Annotated in this window: 16 protein-coding genes; 15 read left to right on the forward strand and 1 reads right to left on the reverse strand. The window is 63.5% G+C overall.

The window, feature by feature from the left end; genetic code table 11:
- Both C563_RS21685 and C563_RS0119715 read left to right on the forward strand, forming a co-directional pair.
- Positions 1-340, forward strand: a 340-nt coding sequence (locus C563_RS21685) for an enolase C-terminal domain-like protein (RefSeq protein ID WP_018762786.1), incomplete at its 5' end; no start/stop codon positions are given.
- Positions 341-562: 222 nt separating this feature from the next.
- The gene (locus C563_RS0119715) at positions 563-1945 is read left to right on the forward strand and encodes an MFS transporter (protein ID WP_018763800.1); all 1383 of its coding nucleotides are present in this window, start codon (positions 563-565) and stop codon (positions 1943-1945) included.
- 145 nt (positions 1946-2090) lie between these two features.
- Here C563_RS0119715 and C563_RS0119720 read toward each other — a convergent pair whose 3' ends face one another.
- Entirely contained in the window at positions 2091-2939 is an 849-nt protein-coding gene (locus C563_RS0119720; RefSeq protein ID WP_026265155.1) for a MerR family transcriptional regulator, read from the reverse strand.
- A gap of 955 nt (positions 2940-3894) precedes the next feature.
- Here C563_RS0119720 and C563_RS0119725 point away from each other — a divergent pair.
- From C563_RS0119725 to C563_RS0119785, 13 genes are all read left to right on the forward strand, one after another.
- The gene (locus C563_RS0119725) at positions 3895-5403 is read left to right on the forward strand and encodes a glycoside hydrolase family 32 protein (protein ID WP_018763802.1); all 1509 of its coding nucleotides are present in this window, start codon (positions 3895-3897) and stop codon (positions 5401-5403) included.
- Positions 5403-6401: an aldo/keto reductase family protein gene (locus C563_RS0119730; protein WP_018763803.1), complete on the forward strand. Its 999-nt coding sequence runs from the start codon at positions 5403-5405 to the stop codon at positions 6399-6401. Before C563_RS0119725 ends, C563_RS0119730 begins: the two co-directional genes overlap by 1 nt.
- 156 nt (positions 6402-6557) lie before the next feature.
- Positions 6558-7628, forward strand: a complete 1071-nt coding sequence (locus C563_RS0119735) for a LacI family DNA-binding transcriptional regulator (RefSeq protein WP_018763804.1) — start codon at positions 6558-6560, stop codon at positions 7626-7628.
- Positions 7629-7707: 79 nt separating this feature from the next.
- Positions 7708-9381, forward strand: coding sequence for an ABC transporter substrate-binding protein (locus tag C563_RS0119740; RefSeq protein ID WP_018763805.1), 1674 nt, complete (start codon positions 7708-7710; stop codon positions 9379-9381).
- A gap of 122 nt (positions 9382-9503) precedes the next feature.
- The gene (locus tag C563_RS0119745) at positions 9504-10481 is read left to right on the forward strand and encodes an ABC transporter permease (RefSeq protein WP_018763806.1); all 978 of its coding nucleotides are present in this window, start codon (positions 9504-9506) and stop codon (positions 10479-10481) included.
- A gap of 32 nt (positions 10482-10513) precedes the next feature.
- Positions 10514-11440: an ABC transporter permease gene (locus C563_RS0119750; protein WP_018763807.1), complete on the forward strand. Its 927-nt coding sequence runs from the start codon at positions 10514-10516 to the stop codon at positions 11438-11440.
- Entirely contained in the window at positions 11437-12390 is a 954-nt protein-coding gene (locus C563_RS0119755) for an ABC transporter ATP-binding protein (RefSeq protein ID WP_018763808.1), read from the forward strand. Before C563_RS0119750 ends, C563_RS0119755 begins: the two co-directional genes overlap by 4 nt.
- Complete coding sequence (locus C563_RS21690; protein WP_018763809.1) at positions 12387-13460, forward strand: ABC transporter ATP-binding protein; 1074 nt, start codon at positions 12387-12389, stop codon at positions 13458-13460. The genes C563_RS0119755 and C563_RS21690 overlap by 4 nt, the downstream gene beginning before the upstream one ends.
- Positions 13461-13534: 74 nt before the next feature.
- Positions 13535-15130: a glycoside hydrolase family 32 protein gene (locus C563_RS0119765; protein ID WP_442852945.1), complete on the forward strand. Its 1596-nt coding sequence runs from the start codon at positions 13535-13537 to the stop codon at positions 15128-15130.
- 34 nt (positions 15131-15164) lie between these two features.
- Positions 15165-16136: a PfkB family carbohydrate kinase gene (locus tag C563_RS0119770; protein WP_018763811.1), complete on the forward strand. Its 972-nt coding sequence runs from the start codon at positions 15165-15167 to the stop codon at positions 16134-16136.
- 64 nt (positions 16137-16200) lie between these two features.
- Positions 16201-17661, forward strand: coding sequence for an extracellular solute-binding protein (locus tag C563_RS0119775; RefSeq protein ID WP_018763812.1), 1461 nt, complete (start codon positions 16201-16203; stop codon positions 17659-17661).
- Positions 17658-18587 (forward strand): carbohydrate ABC transporter permease, encoded by a 930-nt coding sequence (locus tag C563_RS0119780; RefSeq protein ID WP_018763813.1) that lies wholly within the window; start codon positions 17658-17660, stop codon positions 18585-18587. Before C563_RS0119775 ends, C563_RS0119780 begins: the two co-directional genes overlap by 4 nt.
- Positions 18588-18595: 8 nt before the next feature.
- A complete protein-coding gene (locus tag C563_RS0119785) occupies positions 18596-19498 on the forward strand; it encodes a carbohydrate ABC transporter permease (protein WP_018763814.1) in 903 nt (300 codons plus the stop codon).
- The last annotated feature ends 230 nt before the right edge of the window (positions 19499-19728 follow it).

Consider the following 19728-nt stretch of genomic DNA (forward strand, 5'->3'; position numbering starts at 1 on the left):
CGAACACAAAGCCCTGATCAACGCCAACGGCTGCGACATCATCCAACCCGATGCCCCACGCGTCGGCGGCATCACCCAATTCCTCCGACTCGCCGCCCTCGCCGACGAACGCGGCCTGGGCCTAGCCCCGCACTTCGCCATGGAAATCCACCTCCACCTCGCCGCCACCTACCCCCGCGAACCCTGGGTAGAGCACTTCGACTGGCTCGACCCGCTGTTCAACGAACGCCTCGAAACCAAAGACGGCCGGATGATCGTCCCGGACCGCCCCGGCCTCGGCATCACCCTCAGCGACCAAGCCCGCGCCTGGACAACCGAAAGCGTGGCCTTCGGCGCGTAACCTCCGCTCCGGGCGCGCACGGTTGCCGGCGCCCACAGAACCCACGCTTGCCACCGTTCGCGCCCACGGCGACACGGCCGAAGCACACAACGCTCCGGCATCCCCTGCGCCACACAGCGCAGCACCGACAACTAAACCCACGAGTGTTCGGATGTCCCGGCCCGGCCCACTGACGCCGCAGTGAACCCGACCCCCGCGCTTTTTTCACGATAAGGAACGTCGATGTCCAATCCCATCATCCAATCCACCACCCAGGAAGCCGGACCAGCACGTCCTGCACGCACCAAGTCCCATACACGGTTCCTTGTGCTGGGGCTGATCTTCTTCGTCACGGTAGTGAATTACGCAGACCGCAGCAGCATGTCCATCGCGGGAACAGACATGACCAAAGAACTCGGGATGACATCAGTCCAGCTCGGGTTTGTTTTCTCAGCCTTCAGCTGGGCCTACGTCGTCGGGCAGCTTCCGGGCGGATACCTGCTGGACCGGTTCGGAGCCAAAAAGACCTACGGGCTCAGCCTCGCGCTCTGGTCCGCGGCCACTCTCGTGGTGGGCTTCGTCGGCCTGATCTCCACACCGGTTCTGGTATCGGTGGGCATCCTGTTCGCCCTACGCCTGTTCCTCGGGCTTGTGGAGGCCCCTGCCTTTCCTGCTAACGCACGTATTACCACCATGTGGTTCCCCACCAGCGAGCGCGGTCAAGCCACGGCAGTATTCAACTCCGCCCAGTACCTCGCCACAGCGATGTTCGCCCCCATCATCGGTTGGATGACCTTCAGCTTCGGCTGGCGCATCGGGTTCTACGTCCTGGGCGCACTTGGCCTGGCCATGGCCGTCGTCTGGTTTCGCTGGATGAACGTCCCCTCAAGGCACAAACGCGTCTCCGCCACAGAAATCGAAACCATCCGGGCAGGAGGAGGCCTGGTCGACCTCGACGAATCGGCAACCCTCTCCCAGCGGAAGGCGACAATCACCCGGTCCCAGTTCAAGCAGCTCTTTACCAGCCGCATGTTTTGGGGTCTCTACGTGGCACAATACGCCGTCAACGCCCTTACCTATTTCTTCATCACCTGGTTCCCGATCTACCTGGTCAGCAGCAGGCACCTGAACATCATGCAGGCCGGTTTCATCGCGGCCATCCCCGCCCTCGCAGGCTTCGCTGGCGGCATACTGGGTGGATTCATCTCCGACCTCCTCCTACGCAGGGGAGTCCCCCTCACGGCGGCACGGAAAATTCCGTCGGTTGCCGGCATGGCACTGGCCATGCTGATCATGCTCTGCCCATTCACCGACAGCACTCCCCTCATCGTGACGCTCATGACTCTCGCATTCTTCGGTAAGGGGGTTGCGGCACTGGGCTGGGCATTCGCCACCGACATGGCCCCCAAGGAAGCCAACAGCGTCTCCGCCGCCATCATGAACGCCTTCGGCAACATCGCCGGCATCGTGACCCCCATCGTCATCGGATTCGTCATCGCGGCCACCGGGAACTTCGACGTCGCCCTCTGGTTCGTCGGCGCCCACGGAGCCGTCGCTCTGCTTGGCTACCTCATCATGGGCAAGGTACAGCGGCTCGAATTCACCCACGACAAAGCACAGAACTAAACTCCTCTGGCGCCCAAGCCCGACTCGCCGAAGAGAATGCCGCAAGATGACTCGTGCCACGGGTTCCTCTTCGCCGCTGCTTCCTTCAGGGTTCGACTGGATCGCTCACCCGAATCACCTGGCTGCCTTCAGAGAACGCATATGACTATGCCTCCACGACAGGCATGAACACTGAGGTCACGAGCTCGGCTTCGGGCGTTTGGCTCGGATCGTTGCGATAAATGTTGAAGTGGTGCGTCGCGAGGTCGTCATCTTCCCTTGCCGGCCGCCAATCGTTTTCGGCCATGAACGCTGCGATCGCTTCATGTGCCCGGGGAATCGCATCCGTGTACGGCCCGGTGACTGTAGCGGCCACCACGCGACGTGCGGGAAAGTGCAGCACGCTCAGTGGCTCCGCGGCCTCGGTATCGGGCGCTACCTCAAGGAAGACCGACTCGTCGACGTCATGCTCGCGGTATTCACCGTCGTGTTCGATGCACCCGCCAGCCCCCGTGACGCGAATCCCTTGGGCTGAGATCTCAGGCGTGAACCGGGCCCATAGTTCGCCCTCGGCAGTGTAGTCGGGCACCCTCCCGCGAAGGGTGATGAGGGTTTGCTCGGGCAACGTGGTGAGTTGGGCCGAGATGGTAGACATGGCGTCCTCCTGACGTTGTTGGTCCAGCATTCGTTCAATGATTACGAGCCGTCGCAGGGCGGCTGATGATTCCTCGGCAAGGGCAGCTCGCTGAGCGGACAGGGCTTGTGCGTAAGCGGGGGTCCCCCGGGCAGCAAGGAGCGCCCCTATGGCAGACACACCAAAGCCCACGTCCCTGAGCCGCCGGATTTCGCTTGCCTCGCGGAGCTGGTCGTGGGCATACCAGCGGTAGCCGTTGGCTCGATCGACAACAGCCGGAGCGAGGACTCCGTTCGCGTCGTAATGCCGCAACATCCTGACACTGATCCTGCTGAGCGAGGAGAAGTGGCCGATGGGCATGAGCTTTGAGATATCGGTCATGCCTCTGATTCTCCGCGCTGACATCGTGTCAGAGTCCATTTTCTCGAAGACTCATGTGACGGCGCGCTGCGACCGACCAGCCGGGGTACCGACCAAAAGTAGCCTAAGTCCATCTCTCTTGGGCTACCCGCGCCGATGCTGCCACTGCCAGGCGTGCCGGAACATGAGGCCCATCGAGGTTCTCAGGGCTACCGGCTATAGCGACGAGCCGCCGGGACGCCCGTCCAGGGCTGTACGCGACCCCGTTCCAGTCAACGACAGGCTGGCACGTATCTCACGAATACGGTGCCGGGATTGGGAAATCTGCCATTCCCGGCAACGCCCCCCATGCAGTGGGCGACGGCGTACATGTGGAAAAACCCTTTGACACCAAACAGCTAACGCGGGTAACTTAGATCACGCACCAAGGTAACGCGAGTTACTAATAGTAAGACCAGACCACTAGCGGCCAAGGTCCAGTTAGAGAGAAGACTTCTGGAGCATCCAATGGCGGACACCGCCTCCCAAAGCCGGGCACGGAACTTCTCAGACATTGCTTCGCCAGGCAGCTATTGCTGCACACGGGGCGCCAAGGAGCCTCGTAGACGTGGGTCTTTAGGAACAAACACTTAGGAATTTCATCAACCTATGCAGCAGGACAGCCGACCACTGCCATCCGGCAGTAATCGACTGTCCGGTACTAAAACGCTCTTCGGTCTGACCGCGAAATCAACATCGAAGAGCAAAACCCAACCCACCCTTCACCTTGCTGATGAAGAAAGGAAGAGACAGCTCATCATGACACAAACCAGATTCTTTCTTCAGGTCGAGCCAGGCGCTCTCCCCACGCGATGAACCTGAGAGCACCCCGACTCCTGCAATTGCAGCCAGTTCGATTTCGCGGTGCTCCCTTTACGCCAACACACGCCCGCTCCACAGGTCCGCGGACCGCAGTCACGGCCATGAAAAGAGAACAATGAACAGCATTACCACCACCGTTGAGACCTACAGGCCGGCCATGCACTTTGCCGCCAAAGACACGTGGCTCAACGATCCGAACGGGCTTGTCTTCCACGAGGGCACCTACCACCTGTACTACCAGAACAACCCCTTCGGAAACGTCCACGCCAATATGTCCTGGGGCCATGCGACTTCTGCTGACCTGGTCAGCTGGACGGAGCAACAGGTAGCGATTCCCTGTGATGACGACGAGGAAATCTACTCCGGCAGCATTGTGGTTGACGCCGAAAACACCAGCGGATTCGGCGCGGACGGTAAGGCTCCCCTGGTGGCCATCTACACCAGCGCGTACAAGCCGGGCTCCCTCCACGAGGGCACGCAGGCGCAGTCCCTCGCGTGGAGCACGGACGGCGGATACTCCTGGACGAAGTACGCCGGCAACCCGGTCCTGACCCGGAACTCGCCGGAATTCCGGGACCCCAAGGTATTCCGCTACGACGGCCCTTCGGGCAGCTATTGGGTCATGGTGGCGGTGGAGGCCCATGATTTCACCGTCCTGCTCTACCGCTCACAAGACCTCAAGAGCTGGGAATATCTCAGCACCTTCGGCCCCGCCAATGGCACGGGAGGCATCTGGGAATGCCCGGACCTTTTCGAGCTGCCCCTGGACGGTGACTCCTCAGCCATGAAATGGGTCCTGACGGTGAACATGAACCCCGGCGGCCCCAACGGCGGGTCCGCCGGGCAGTACTTCGTGGGAGAGTTCGACGGCGTCACGTTCAGTTCCGAGACAACCCTCACCGCGGGGATGCAGGACCCTGAGCGCCTACCCGACTACCAGTGGCTGGACTGGGGCCGGGACTACTACGCCGCGGTCTCGTTCAGCAACGTCCCGGGCGGCCGGCGGCTGATGATCGGCTGGATGAACAACTGGCAGTATGCCAACCACATCCCCACCTCGCCCTGGCGCAGCCCCATGAGCCTGGTCCGGGACGTGTCCCTCGTTTCCGTGAACGGGCAACCCCGGCTCCTGCAGCGCCCCGTACCGGAGGCGAGGGCAACTTCGACACCCGGTCCCGAGCAGCGGCTGGCCCTGAACGGCCCCGCAACCGTTGAGGGCGGCACTGCGGTACAGCTTATTGACATCACCTTCTCCCCTGGTGACGCCGAGGAGTTCGGGCTTGTGGTCAGAGGGTCAGCGGACGGGACGGTCGGGACACGAATCGGGATCCACGCCGGCAGCGGGGACCTGATCGTGGACCGCACCCACTCCGGCGACACCGACTTCCATGAAGCCTTCGCCTCCACCAGCCGCGCCCCCATTGCCGCAGCCAAGGATGGCAACTACCGCCTGCAGATCTTCGTCGACCATTGCTCAGTGGAGGTCTTCGGCAACGATGGGCTCGTCTCGGTGACCGAACTGATCTTCCCGGATCAAGCCCAAACTTCCCTCACTCTCTACTCCACCGGCGGCACAGCCGACGCAGTGCTCCAACTCACCAACTTCGAAAAGGCTGATGCCTAATGGAATACCGCAAATTGGGAGCCTCCGGCCTGTACATCAGCGAAATCGCCTACGGAAACTGGGTCACCCACGGCGAGCAGATCGACCAGGCCGCCGCGACGGAATGCGTCAAACAGGCACTGGAGTTGGGCATCACCACCTTTGACACTGCCGATGCCTATGCCGGAACCCGGGCGGAGGAAGCTTTGGGTGTCGCGCTCAAGGGAACACGCCGTGAAAGCGTGGAGATCCTTACCAAGGCCTACTTCCCTACCGGGGATGGCCGGAACGACCGCGGCCTGTCCCGCAAGCACGTCATGGAGTCCATTAACTCCTCGCTGCGCCGGCTCCAGACTGACTACGTGGATCTCTACCAGGCGCACAGGTATGACTACGAGACTCCGCTGGAAGAGACCATGCAGGCTTTTGCCGATATTGTCCGGGCGGGGAAGGCACACTATATCGGGGTGTCGGAGTGGACGGCGGACGAAATCCGCTCCGGCGTTGCCCTTGCCAGGGACCTTGGGGTCCAGCTCATCTCCAACCAGCCGCAGTATTCCATGCTGTGGCGCGTCATCGAACCGGAAATCGTTCCCCTGAGCGGGGAACTGGGCATTGGCCAGATCTGCTGGTCTCCGCTCGCCCAGGGAGTCCTCACCGGCAAATACACCCCCGGCGCGGCGGCCCCGGAAGGCTCCCGCTTCCGAGGCGACAACGGCAAGCTGAAGAATGACCACCGCTTTCTCAACGAGGACATCCTCATCCGCGTCCAGGAATTGAAGCCCCTGGCCGAAGAGACGGGACTGTCCATGGCGGCTTTCGCGGTTGCATGGGTACTCCAAAACCCCAACGTCTCGGCAGCCATCGTGGGAGCATCCCGGCCCGATCAGCTCGTGGACAACGTCCGTGCCGCAGGAGTGAAACTCGACCAGGAAATGCTCCTGAGGATCGATGACATCCTCGGCCCCGTCATCGAAAGAGACCCCGGGAAGGTCGAGTCCTTCAAGGACCGCCCCTAACAGCAGCAGCTGAAGAAATGTATTGACACCATCTAGTAACGCGGGTAACTTAGATCACAGCCCGAAAGTAACGCGAGTTACCAGGCTTAGATTCACCCCATTGCCTCCGTATTAGCACGGGCAACCCCAGCTCAACGAAGACCTCTGGAGCATTCAATGGCGAAGACCACCTCCCCCGACAAACCCGGCACTGCCCGGCAGCGTGGCGTCACCATGAATGACGTAGCCAAGCATGCCGGAGTATCCCGGACAGCTGTTTCATTCGTGCTGAACAACCGTGAAGACGCCAGCATCTCGGAGGAGACCCGGGTCCGCATCGCTGAGGCGGTTCAAGCTTTGGGCTACCGTCCAAATGCCGGGGCGAGGGCGCTGGCATCCCAGCGCAGCGATTGGTACGGGATCGTCACCGAGATCGTCACGGCCCCATTCGCCGTGGACATCATCAAAGGTGCCCAGGACCAGGCCTGGAGTGACGGCCGGTTCCTCCTGATCGCCCCGTCGGACCAGGGTGATGCGGCCGGCCCCAACCAGGGGATGGAGGATGCTGCTGTGGAAAAGCTGCTGGAGCAGCGGGTGGAAGGCCTGCTGTACGCCGCAACCCACCACCGTGGCGTCCATGTGCCCCCCAGCGCGCACGAAGTGCCCACGGTGCTCGTCAACTGTTTCGACCTGGACGGGAAGCTGCCCTCAATCGTCCCTGACGAACGCGCGGGCGGACGGGTCGCCGTCGAACGCCTCCTCAAGGCCGGCCACACCAAGATCGGTGTGATCAACCTGGACCCCCGCATCCCGGCAGCTGTTGGGCGTTTGCAGGGCGTCCGGGAGGCCTTGGCCGACGCCGGCCTGGAGCTTGATCCGGAACTCGTGGCGGCCGGGTATGCGACGGCAGACGGAGGCTACGACGCTGCCTGTCAGATCCTTGACCGGTACCCGGCCAAGGACCGGCCCACCGCCCTGTTTTGCCTCAATGACCGTATGGCCATGGGGGCTTACGACGCCATCAAGGAACGTGGCCTGGCCATCCCCGGTGACATCGCCGTGATCGGCTTCGACAACCAGGAACTCATCGCGGCCTACCTCAGGCCCAAGCTGACCACTGTTGCGTTGCCGTTCGAAAAGATGGGCGCTCTGGGAGTCCAGACGCTCGCCGCCCTTACAGCCGGACAGCCGATCACTGCCAGTCAGCAGTTGGTCGACTGTCCGCTGTTAGAACGCTCTTCGGTCTGACCGCGAAATCAACGTCGAAGAGCAAAACCCCAACCCACCCTTCACCTTGCTGATGAAGACAGGAAGAGATAACCCCATCATGACACAAACCAGGTTCCTCAAGTCCGCCCGCATTGCCGCGGCCGGACTGGCGGTAGGCGCGATGCTGCTGACCGGCTGCGCCGCCACCGGCAACAAGTCCGGCGGCACCGACGCCGCAGCCAACGCCAGCGCGTTCCTCACCATTCCCCGTGAAGACATGGGCACGTTCGTGCAGAACTTCAACCCGTTCGCGCCGACCGTCAACCCCATGGTCCAGCAGTCCATCTACGAGTCCCTCCTGGTCTTCAACCCGGCCAAGGGCAATACGGTGCCGTGGCTGGCCACCGACTGGAAGGCCGCGGACGACGGTAAGTCCATCACGTTCACCCTGCGTGATGGTGTGAAGTGGTCCGACGGCCAGCCGTTCGTTGCCGACGACGTCGCGTACACGTTCGAGCTGCAGAAGAAGCTGAAGGGCGGCTACGAGTATCTCGACGGCGTGACGGCGCAAGGCAACCAGGTCACCTTCAACTTCAACAAGCCCTGGTCCCCCGCCCTGTACGACGTCGGCCAGCTCAGCATCCTGCCCAAGCACATCTGGTCCGCGCTGGCCGATCCGGAAAAGGACGCCAACGCCAAACCTGTGGGCACCGGACCGTACACCGAGGTGGACAACTTCCAGGCCCAGTCCTTCGTGCTGAAGAAGAACCCCAACTACTGGCAGCCGGACAAGCAGAAGATTGCCGGCATCAAGATGCTCGCGTTCGCCGGGAACGACGGCGCCAACCTCGCCGCCGCCAACGGCGACGTGGACTGGGCGCCCCAGTACATCCCGAATATCGAAAAGACCTTCGTCTCGAAGGACAAGGACCACCGGCACTACTGGTTCCCTCCGACCGGTGCCATGATCAACTGGCAGCTCAACACCACCAAGGCGCCCTTCAACGATGTTGATGTCCGCAAGGCGCTGAGCATGGCCGTGGACCGGGACCAGGTCACCAAGATCGGCATGAGCGGCTACGCGCAGCCGGCCGACTGCACCGGCCTTTCCGGCAACTACGAGACCTGGAAGAACACCCAGGTCAAGGACAACTGCACGTGGACCAAGCACGACGTCCAGCAGGCAAACGACCTGCTGGACAAGGCGGGCTACCCCAAGGGCCCCGACGGCAAGCGCACGCTCAAAGACGGCAAACCGTTCGAGTTCAAGATTTCCGTGGGTGCTACCTCGTCCGACTGGCTCTCCGTGGCCAACGTGATCTCCCAGAACCTGGCGGAGGTCGGCGTAACCGCGAAGGTGGACTCTCCGGACTGGGCTGCCGTGGTGGCAGGGTACGAAAAGGGTGATTTCGACTCCGGCATCGTCTGGAGTGCCAACGATCCCAGCCCGTACAAGTACTTCAACACCACCATGGGCTCCGCATCGGTGAAGCCGGTGGGCACCAAGGCCTCTGATAACTACCACCGTTTCGGCGACCCCAAAGCTGATGCCCTGCTGAGCGACTTCGCTGCAGCGACTGACCAGTCCAGGCAAAAGGATATTGCCAACAAGCTGCAGGAAGAATACAACGACGCCGCACCAGTGGGGCCGCTGTTTTCCGGCCCGGAATGGGGTGCATACAATGACACCCGCTTCACCGGCTGGCCCACGCAGGACAACCCCTACGCCACCCTCTCGGTTCGCGCACCCACCACGGTTCTGGTGCTGACCAGCCTGGAACCGCGCAAGTAGTCCCCCGCCCCTGAGGCCCATCTGGCCCTCAAGGCACCACACGCCCGACGGCCTGGCACATGCCATCAGCCGGCCGTCGGGCGTACCCACAATCTTGACCACTCCCGAATTGGAGGGAAACCGTGCGCTTCATCCTGCGCCGACTGGGTTTCTACCTGATCGCCTTCTGGGCATCCATTACCCTGAATTTCCTGCTCCCCCGCTTCATGCCCGGGGACCCCGTATCACGCATGTTTGCCCGCACCCAGGACAGAATGCAGCCCGAACAGCTCGAAGCCCTGCGCAAGCTGCTTGGCGTGGACGACCGGCCCATCTGGGAGCAGTACGCCGGCTACCTCCAGAACATCCTCACCGGACAGATGGGGGTATCGATTACGCGCTTCCCCACCCCCGTCACCGAAGTCATCTCATCCCAAATCGGCTGGACCCTCCTGCTTGGCGGAACCGCGCTGGTGATTGCCGCCGTCGTGGGCAACCTGCTGGGCATCCTGGCAGCCTGGCGCCGCGGCAGCGCCCTCGACTCGGCCCTGCCTCCCGTGCTGGTCTTTATCGGATCGTTCCCTTACTTCTGGCTGGCAATGGGCGCTCTGTACCTGTTCGGCGTCGTGCTCGGCTGGTTCCCCATCCGCCACGCGTTCACCGACGGCCTGGAGCCGGCGTTCACTGCCGAGTTCATCGGTGACGTCGGCGCCCACCTCGTGCTACCGGCGCTGACCATCGTGCTGGTCTCCATCGGTGGCTGGATGTTGGGCATGCGGAACACCATGATTGCCACGAACTCCGAGGACTACATCACCATGGCCGAAGCCAAGGGCCTGCGCCCCGGACGGATCATGCTCCGCTACGCAGCCCGGAACGCGATGCTGCCCTCGGTGACCAGCTTCGGCATGGGCCTGGGCTTCGTCGTCGGCGGCGCCCTCCTGACCGAGGTGGTCTTCGCCTACCCCGGCGTCGGATACCAGCTCCTCAACGCCGTCCAAGGCCTCGACTACCCGCTTATGCAGGGCCTGTTCCTGACCATCACCGCCGCCGTGCTGCTGGCGAACTTCCTGGTGGACATCCTCTACGTCCGCCTCGACCCCCGCGTGCGCAGCAACTGAGCAGTGCGTACCCAGTAACCAAGGGACCGACCATGACCAGCGTTATCCTCCAGCAGCCAACTGAAGCAAAAGCTGCCCGCAAAACCAACCGTGGTTTCATCCACGGACTCATCACCAACAAGAAGGCCATGACCGGCATGGCCATCATGCTCGTCTTCATCGTCCTGGCCCTGGCCGCGCCGGTACTGTTCCCGGACGACCCCTCCCGGATCACCGGGATGGCCTCACTGGAACCAGACAGCGAACACTGGCTCGGAACCACCGCCAAGGGCCAGGACGTGCTCGCCCTGACCATCCACGGCGCCCGAAGCTCCCTGCTCGTAGGGCTTACCGTCGGGTTCGCATCCACCTTCATCGGAATCCTCGTTGGCCTGGCATCAGCCTATTTCGGCAAATTCATCGACGAAGCACTGTCGCTGCTGACCAACGTCTTCCTCCTCCTTCCCGGCCTGCCGCTGCTCGTCATCCTGGCCGCCTTCCTGCCCCCGGGGCTGGGCACGGTCATCCTGGTCCTCACCGTCACGGGATGGGCCGGATCAGCGCGCGTACTCCGGGCACAGGCCCTATCCATCCGATCCAAGGACTTCGTCGCTGCCGCCGTCGTCTCCGGTGAGCGCGCCGGCCGCATCATGTTCCGCGAAATCCTGCCGAACATGGCATCGATCGTGATGGGAACACTGCTCGCCTGCGTCATCTACGGCATCGGGGCCCAGGCCGGCCTCGAATTCCTTGGACTGGGTGACGTCAGCACTGTCTCCTGGGGCAACAACCTCTTCTGGGCCGGAAACGAAGGCGCCCTGCTCACCGGAAGCTGGTGGGTCTTCATCCCCTCCGGCCTCTGCATCGCCCTGGTCGCATTCGCCCTGGCCCTCATCAACTACGCCGTCGACGAAGTAACCAACCCCCGGCTGAGGAAGATCCGCAAACCCGCCACCACCGAAAGGGGCGCCGCACAGTGACCGTCTCCCAAACCTCCTTCGGCTCCCATGAACCGGTCCTCGACGTCAAGAACCTCACCGTCAAATACGTCGGCGACTCCCGCTCGACCACGGCCGTGAACGACGTCTCCTTCAGCATCGGCGCCGGTGAGGTCTTCGGGCTGGCCGGCGAATCCGGTTGCGGAAAATCAACCATCGCCAACTCCATCATGCGGCTGCTCAAGGACCCGGCGAAGATCGCCGCCGGCAGCATCTCCTTCGGCGGCAAGGACGTCCTCGCCATGAACCAGGACGAGCTGCGCCGTTTCCGCTGGCAGGACGTCGCCATGGTGTTCCAGTCCGCCATGAACTCGCTGAACCCCGTGCTCACCATCGGGGAACAGATGGCTGACATCTTCACCACCCACGCCGGCTACCCGCGCAAAGAATCCCTTCGACGCGCGGCGCAGCTGCTGGAACTGGTCCGCATGGACCCCGCCCGCCTCAAGTCGTACCCGCATCAACTCTCCGGCGGCATGCGGCAACGCGCCGTCATCGCCATGGCTGTCGCCCTGAAGCCGTCACTGCTGATCCTTGACGAGCCCACCACCGCACTGGACGTGGTGGTGCAACAGGAGATCATGGCCCAGATCAAGGATCTGCAGCGCGAACTGGGCTTCTCCGTCCTCTTCATCACGCACGACATGTCCTTGATGGTGGAACTCTCCCACCGGATGGCCGTCATGTACGGCGGCCGGATCGTGGAAACGGCCAAAGCCCACGACATCTACACCGCCCCAGGACACCCCTACACCCAAGCCCTCATGGGCGCGTTCCCGCCGCTCACCGGCCCGCGGATCCCGCTTAAGGGCCTGCCCGACGGCGTGAAGTTCCGGAACATCCCGGACCTCGCCGAAATTGCGCCCGGCCACTTCGTGGCACCGTTTGATGCCGACGCCGAAGCCGCCGTCCTTGAAGGAGCAGCACAATGAGCCACGCCGTCCTCTCCCCGGCACGGCCGGATGTTTCGTCCCTGACTCCTGCCCTGGAGGTGCGCGGACTTGGTAAGTCCTTCCACATCGGCGGCCTGTTCTCCAGCCAGGCGGTCCGGGCGCTCCACGGTGTCGACCTGACCATCGGTCGCGGAGAGATCGTGGCACTGGTCGGCGAATCCGGTTCAGGCAAGAGCACCCTGGCCCGCTGTGTCGCCCGGCTCGAGAAACCGAGCGAAGGGGCCATCCTGGTCGACGGGGTCGACGTACTCAAACGTGACCGTTTCCAGGCCTCACGGGAGTTCCGGTCCCAGCTGCAAATGGTCTTCCAGGACCCCTTTGGCTCGCTGAATCCCGCCCACCGAATCGAGCACTTCCTCCGCCGGTCCCTCACCATCCACGGCAAAGGCGGCACCCGCCAACGCGGTTCCGAAGAGCAGACCAGGCGCCGTCTCGAAGAGCTCATGACCACCGTCGGGCTTCAGGCCGACATGCTCGACTCCTACCCCCATGAGCTCTCCGGCGGGCAACGTCAACGGGTCGCGATCGCGCGGGCCCTGGCCGTGGAGCCAAACGTCATCCTCGCCGACGAACCGACTTCCATGCTGGACGTTTCGGTCCGCATCGGCGTGCTGAACCTGATGCGGAAACTGCGCGATGAGCAGGGCATTTCCATGCTCTACATCACCCACGACCTCGCCTCCGCCCGGTACCTGGCGGACCGGACGGCCGTCATGTTCGCCGGCGAAATCGTGGAAGAAGGTGAATCACTGGACCTGCTGGCCAACCCGGCCCACCCCTACACCCAATTGCTCGTCTCAGCCGTCCCCGACCCGGCGCGGGCCGGATCCTACGACCCCATCCACCGCGCCCAGCTCCGGCAAGCCGTCATGGCTTCCGCCGGCTGCGCCTTTGAGAACGACCCGGAGCAGCGCTGCTCATCCAAGGAACCCGTCCGGCACCAGGTGGGCGACCCCCTGAACCGCCACTGGGTCCGCTGCCACCTCTACCGCCCGCGCGCCGGCGCCGGCGGCCATGCATTGGCGACAGAACCGGAGCCTGGAGACTGACGTTCCCGTTTCCACGTCCAAACATCAACAGTCACGCCCTGGCAGCACCGTCGCTGCCCGCCGAGAGGTAACTGATGGAAGATTCACCCGCCGTATCCCGGCGTGCCCTCCTGACCGGAAGCGGGGCCGCTGCCCTCACCGGATCGCTCGCACTAGCAACACCATTCGCCCAGTCAGCGGCAGCGGCACGCCTGAACGCCCCAGACAACGCACCGGCCAAGCCGCCCTGCAAAGGACCAACCCGTATGCGCCCGACCTATCACTTCAGCGTCCCCGACAACTGGAAGAACGACCCCCAGCGGCCCATCTACATCGACGGCGAATACCACTACTACTACCTCTACAACGCCGATTACCTCCAGGGCGGCGGCGGCACATCGTGGCGCCGTGCCACCACCACCGACCACGTCTCCTTCCGCGACCGTGGCGTGGCCATCCCCAAGTTCAGCAACGGCAACGGCGACTGCTGGTCAGGCTGCCTTGTCATCGACGAACGAAACACTGCCGGCTACGGTGAAAACGCCGTCATAGCCCTCGTGACCCAGGCACCCCAAGGCCGCCAGGCGCAATACCTCTGGTACTCAACTGACCGTGGGCGTTCGTTCAAACCTGGTGGGACGGCGCCGGTACTTCCAAACCCAGGCGTGCAGGACTTCCGCGACCCGAAAGTCATCTGGGACGAAGACCGCAGGCAGTGGTCCATGGTCAACGCCGAAGGGCAGAAGCTCGGCTTCTACACATCTGCCAACCTGCGTTCCTGGCGGCGGGTCGGCGAGTTCGTCCGGACGGACCTTGGGTTGCTGGAGTGCCCGGACCTTTTCCGCATGACCGCCGACGACGGTACTTCGCACTGGATCCTGGGCACCAGCGCCAACGGCAAAGGCCGAGGACTGCCGGCAACATACGCCTATTGGACAGGAGCCTTCAACGGAATCACGTTTGCTCCGGACCATGCCGAGCCGGAGTGGCTGGACTACGGCTATGACTTCTACGGAGCAGTGACTTACCCCCACCACGACGCCTCCGGCGCGGAGGATGCCACCCTGCGCAGGGCGCTTGGCTGGGCGAACTTCTGGGACTACCCCCACAACACCCCCACCCTGGCGACCGACGCGTACAACGGTGATGACATGATCGTGCGCGACATCCGGCTCAAGAAGGCAGGCGGAAGCTACAGCCTCCTCTCGACCCCCACCACCGGCCTGGCCAACCACATCGAACGCACCCACCGCCTCGGGGACGTCGAGGTCACGGGAACCCATGACCTCGATATCAGTTCACTGGCCTATGACCTGACCTGTGAACTTGTATGGGACCCGGCGGCCCCTCCGTCCAACATCGGCCTTGAGGTCTGCCGTGCAGCCGGTGGGGGCCGGCACGTCGCCGCCGGTGCATTCCTCCGCGGCCCCTTCGCTTACGTCAACCGGCGGCCCACCATCAACCCCACCGGCGGGGAAAGCCAGACACCCATCGATCCCTCGGCAGGGCGTCTTACACTCCGTCTCCTGGTGGACCGGACCAGCGTCGAAATGTTCGTCGGAGACGGACGGGTGGTGCACTCACACCGGGTGTTTCCCCTGGAAGGTGACAACAACATCCGGCTCTACGCCAACGATGGAACGGCCACCTTCAGTGACCTCACGATCAACGAGATCAACGCGACGACTTAGCCGCTCCCCAATCAACACTGCCCGAGAGAAAAATATGGATTACCTCAAAGCAGCCTGCCCAGACGCCCAGCAGCCATTTGACGCCGTCGTTGTCGGCGAAGCGCTGATCGATGTGGTCACCGCCCCGGACAGCCAGGTTGAGCATCCTGGCGGATCGCCCGCCAATGTCGCCTATGGCCTCGGTCTCCTGGGGGTCACCACGGGCTTGCTCACGGCCATTGCACCCGATGAGCGGGGAAGAACTATCGAGAACCACCTCCACCGGGCAGGGGTAACACTTCTGCCTGGATCAAAATCCCTCACCCGCACCGCAACAGCGACCGCAACCCTCGGACCCGACGGATCCGCCGCATACGACTTCGACATCCGCTGGCAGCTGCCACGAGCAACGCCTGCCTGTTTCCCCCAAGTCCTGCACACCGGTTCCATCGCCACCTTCCTCAACCCCGGGGCCGGTGCCGTCAAAAGCCTGCTCGAACAAGCCCACAAGCATTGCACCATCACCTACGACCCGAACATCAGGCCATCGCTGCTTGGCAGCCACGCCGAAGCGAAGGCAACCTTCGAAGCAATCGGCGCACTGACCGACGTCGTTAAACTCAGCGACGAGGACGCCCAGTGGCTCTACCCCGCGAAAACACTGGAAGAAACCGCTGAGCACATCCTCCGCCTGGGCGCCAAGCTGGCGGTGATAACCAAAGGTGCTGCCGGCTCCCAATTCACCTCGCCGTCCGCGAGCATCACCATTCCCGCCGTCAAAGCGACGGTGGCGGACACCATCGGCGCCGGCGACTCCTACATGGCCGCACTGATCCTGGGCCTGCTCACCCGCGGCGCCGGGGGCTTTGCCCCCGCCGTCATGGAGCAACTGGGACGCACGGCAGCCGCAGCAGCGGCCATCACCGTGCAGCGCGCCGGGGCCAACCCACCCACCCTTGACGAACTGACAGCTGCTGTCGAAGCACACGCCTCCGCACCACGGGCTTTCGCATGCGACCAGGCATAAACAAAACGACCCCGCGGGCAACAAACGTAAAGGACGCCGTCTACCCTGTTAGGAGGAGCCAACAATGACGTCTGAGAAGACACCGGAGTACCAAGCCCCTGCGCATTCGCTGCGGTCCAGCAGCAGGTTTGCGCAACTCACCCGGCGTTCCATGCTGGGCCTGGGCGGGCTCGCCGTGGCGGGGGCCACTGTGGGGGCCTGGCCCCGACTTACCGGCGCCGACATTCCGGGCCGCGGCAGCAAGGCCCTGAACATCGCCATTCTGGGAACGGCAGCGGATGCGGCGGGACGCCAGGGCCTGATCCAGGCTTTCACCACCGCCCATCCCGACATCCCAGTGCGGCTGCAGGCGATTCAGGGTGCGGACTGGAAGGACTTCTTTTCCAAGATCCTGACCATGGTGGCCGCGGGAACGCCACCGGATGTGGTCTATGTCGCCACCGAAGGCGCCCAGTTGTTCGCCGACAAGCTGGCCGAGCCTCTGGATGGATATGTCCGCCGGGACGCCGCGGCGATGAGCGACTACTTTAATGACGTTCATCCGAGCCTGCTGGAAGCCTTCATGTACCAGGGAAGCCTGTACCAGCTTCCCCTGGACTGGAACGCGGCGAACATGTACCTGAATACCACCACCTTCGCGCAGGCCGGCCTTGACCGGCCGAGGGACGACTGGACCAAGGACGACTTCAGCTCCACCCTACGGGCCCTGCGTAAAGCCCGCCCCTCCGATTTCACCCCGTACTACTGGACCAACCGGCTTTTCGGCGGGGTGGTCCCGTGGCTTTACGCCAATGACACCAGCTTCCTGTCCGAAACGAAGGCGCCCGGCGGGGACTGGCTCTGGGACCGCTTCTACCCCACCGACCCTGCCCGCGGCACCCGTGGTGGCGGGTACCAGTGGCTGGCCCCCAACGCCGAGGACGGGCGCGTCATTGAAACCTTCGACTACCTGCGCGAGCTCGTAGCCGAAGGACTCGGCGTACGTCCCGAATCAGGTGGCGGCAACGCCCTGGTGGGCCTGTTCGGCAACAACCGCATCGGCACGACGCCGGCCGGTGGCTATTGGGCGCAGGGCCTGCACGAGGCCGGGATGACCGCCGATCAGTTCGACGTGCAGTTCTTCCCGCGCTGGCGGACCCAGCGGCACCAGTTCGGTGCTGCCGGCTACGCGATCATGCGCACCGCGAAAGACAAGGACGCGGCCTGGGAATGGGTGAAGTTCTGCTCCAGCCGCGAAGCGATGCAGCTGGCCATTCCCAAACCGAACACCACCCCCACACGCCGTTCGATGGTCAACGAGTCCTTCTACGCCGCCACCGGGCCGCGGCACTGGAAAGTCTTCTACGACACCCTGGACAGGTTCCCCACCTCCGGTCCGATCCCCGCCCCGCCGCAGCAGGCGGCCGTCGAAACTGCCCTGATGAAGAACGTCTCCACCGCGGTCAGCGGCAGCTCCGCCGATGTACGGGCCGCGATGGGCAACCTTCAACGTGACCTCGAACTGGCCCTGAGGAGGAATTCATGACCACCACGTCCACCGTCCCGCGGCCACCAGTGAAGCCACCGGCCGTGCGCCGGTCGTTTGTCGAGCGGTGGCTTGCAAGGACTTTCCTTGCTCCTACGGTGATCGGGATGGCCCTTTTCACCTTCCTGCCGATCATTGCTTCGCTGGTCCTCGCGTTCTTCCGCTGGGACATCGTTTCGGCACCGCAGTTCGTCGGGTTCGCCAATTTCGCCTCGCTGGCACAGGACCCCACCGTCCGCGTGTCCTTCCTGAACACCATCGGGTTTGTGATTGTGGCGGTAGTCCTTCAACTCGGCATCGCCCTTGGCCTGGCCTCCATGCTTCAGGCCAGGATGCCCTCCTGGCTGAGGGTATTCCTCCGTTCCACCTTCTTCTTTCCCCTGGTCCTGTCCGCCGCGTCGGTGTCCATCTTCATGCGGTACATGTTCAACGAACAATTCGGCGTGGTGAATTGGCTCCTGTCTCTCGTCGGGATCCCCGCTGTGCCGTGGCTGACAAGCCCTGCGGCGTCCGCCGCCGTCGTCGTCCTGGTCTACGTGTGGCAGAACTTCGGGTTCTCATTCCTGCTCTTTCTCGGCGCCCTGACCAATATCCCGAAAGAACTGCATGAAGCAGCGAACCTGGATGGTGCCACGGGCTGGAAACAGTTCAGCAACGTGACCCTTCCGCTGATCAGCCCGACGGTGCTCGTGGCGTCCGTCATGGCCATCATCAGCGCCCTGCAGGTCTTCGACCAGCCCTATGTCCTGACCAACGGCGGCCCCGGCGACTCCACCCGGACCGCCGTCATGGTCATCTTCGAATCCGCCTTCCAGCAACTGGAGTTCGGCAAAGCCTCCGCCATAGGCCTGGTACTCACCGTGCTGATCCTTGCCGTCACCGCCCTGCAGTTCCGCCTTAGCCGCCGCTTCGTCTTCTACCAGTGAGGTCCGCCATGTCCAGCCAGACCCTGCACACCGGGACCGGCTTGCCTTCCGGTTCCACCGCCGAACCGCCCGCCACCCGTACGCCCCGCCGCTTGCCATCAGCCGGCACTGTCGGCAGATACGCAGCCTTGGCCGTGGCAGCGGCGCTGACCCTCGGCCCTGTCCTGTGGACCTTGTCCACCTCGCTGCGCACGCCGTCGGAATCGTTCAACCTGCCGCCCTCCTTCCTGCCCATCAACCCTGACTTCACGGCTTACCAGGAAGTGTTCAAGCAGATCAACGTCGGCCTCCTGGTCCTGAACAGCGCCCTGGTGACCGGCCTGATCGCACTTGGCCAGATGGCGTCGGCCACCCTGGCCGGCTACGCCTTCGCCCGCCTGGACTTCCGCGGTAAGAACGCCATCTTCTCGCTGGTGCTGGCCACCATGATGGTCCCGATGCAGGTCACCATCGTCCCGGTGTTCATGCTGATCCGTGGAATGGGCCTGTCCGACACCCTGCTGGCCCTGATCCTGCCGGCCATTCCCACAGCATTCGGCACCTTCCTGATGCGCCAGTACTTCCTTGGCCTGCCGAACGACTTCGCCGAAGCAGCAGCCCTGGACGGTGCGGGGCCGTGGCGGATCTTCCGTTCGGTCTATGTCCCCCTGGCCGTCCCCGGCATGGCGATCGTCGGGATCCTCGCTTTCAACTTCCATTGGAACGAGTTCTTCCGGCCACTGATCCTCACCATCAGCGAACAGAATTTCACCCTTCCCCTCGGCCTGGTCACGCTCCAGGGCAACCTCGGCACCGGCAGCATCTCGGTGGTCCTCGCCGGCGTGATCCTGTCCATGCTGCCGGCACTGGTCGTGTTCATCTTCGGCCAACGAACCCTGCGAGAAGGCCTCACCGCCGGCGCCAGCAAATAGCCGTGCGGCAGGAAAGAAACAGGTCCGCGCAGTGGGGCGCATCATCTCGGGAGGGCACGGCGGGCACCGCGGCGGCCCGGCCACAGCAATCGACAGAACCCTCAGAGCGACGGGAATCAAGCTCCGTCTAGACGCTAAAGGCACGCGGAGCTCCTCGTTTAGCTCCATCACTGGCGTCCTCAACTTGCCCGCCGCTGTTCGGCACGCGGGGCGCGCTTCGACGACGGCGC

Source organism: Arthrobacter sp. 135MFCol5.1 (assembly GCF_000374865.1).
Lineage (GTDB): Bacteria > Actinomycetota > Actinomycetes > Actinomycetales > Micrococcaceae > Arthrobacter.

Excerpts from the sequence above, each read along its gene's own strand:
- C563_RS0119780 (WP_018763813.1), top strand. The coding sequence starts at position 17,658 with ATGACCACCACGTCCACCGTCCCGCGGCCACCAGTGAAGCCACCGGCC.
- C563_RS0119770 (WP_018763811.1), top strand. The coding sequence starts at position 15,165 with ATGGATTACCTCAAAGCAGCCTGCCCAGACGCCCAGCAGCCATTTGAC.
- C563_RS0119765 (WP_442852945.1), top strand. The coding sequence starts at position 13,535 with ATGGAAGATTCACCCGCCGTATCCCGGCGTGCCCTCCTGACCGGAAGC.
- C563_RS0119775 (WP_018763812.1), top strand. The coding sequence starts at position 16,201 with ATGACGTCTGAGAAGACACCGGAGTACCAAGCCCCTGCGCATTCGCTG.
- C563_RS0119725 (WP_018763802.1), top strand. The coding sequence starts at position 3,895 with ATGAACAGCATTACCACCACCGTTGAGACCTACAGGCCGGCCATGCAC.
- C563_RS0119785 (WP_018763814.1), top strand. The coding sequence starts at position 18,596 with ATGTCCAGCCAGACCCTGCACACCGGGACCGGCTTGCCTTCCGGTTCC.
- C563_RS0119715 (WP_018763800.1), top strand. The coding sequence starts at position 563 with ATGTCCAATCCCATCATCCAATCCACCACCCAGGAAGCCGGACCAGCA.
- C563_RS0119730 (WP_018763803.1), top strand. The coding sequence starts at position 5,403 with ATGGAATACCGCAAATTGGGAGCCTCCGGCCTGTACATCAGCGAAATC.
- C563_RS0119740 (WP_018763805.1), top strand. The coding sequence starts at position 7,708 with ATGACACAAACCAGGTTCCTCAAGTCCGCCCGCATTGCCGCGGCCGGA.
- C563_RS0119720 (WP_026265155.1), bottom strand. The coding sequence starts at position 2,939 with ATGACCGATATCTCAAAGCTCATGCCCATCGGCCACTTCTCCTCGCTC.
- C563_RS0119735 (WP_018763804.1), top strand. The coding sequence starts at position 6,558 with ATGGCGAAGACCACCTCCCCCGACAAACCCGGCACTGCCCGGCAGCGT.
- C563_RS21690 (WP_018763809.1), top strand. The coding sequence starts at position 12,387 with ATGAGCCACGCCGTCCTCTCCCCGGCACGGCCGGATGTTTCGTCCCTG.
- C563_RS0119750 (WP_018763807.1), top strand. The coding sequence starts at position 10,514 with ATGACCAGCGTTATCCTCCAGCAGCCAACTGAAGCAAAAGCTGCCCGC.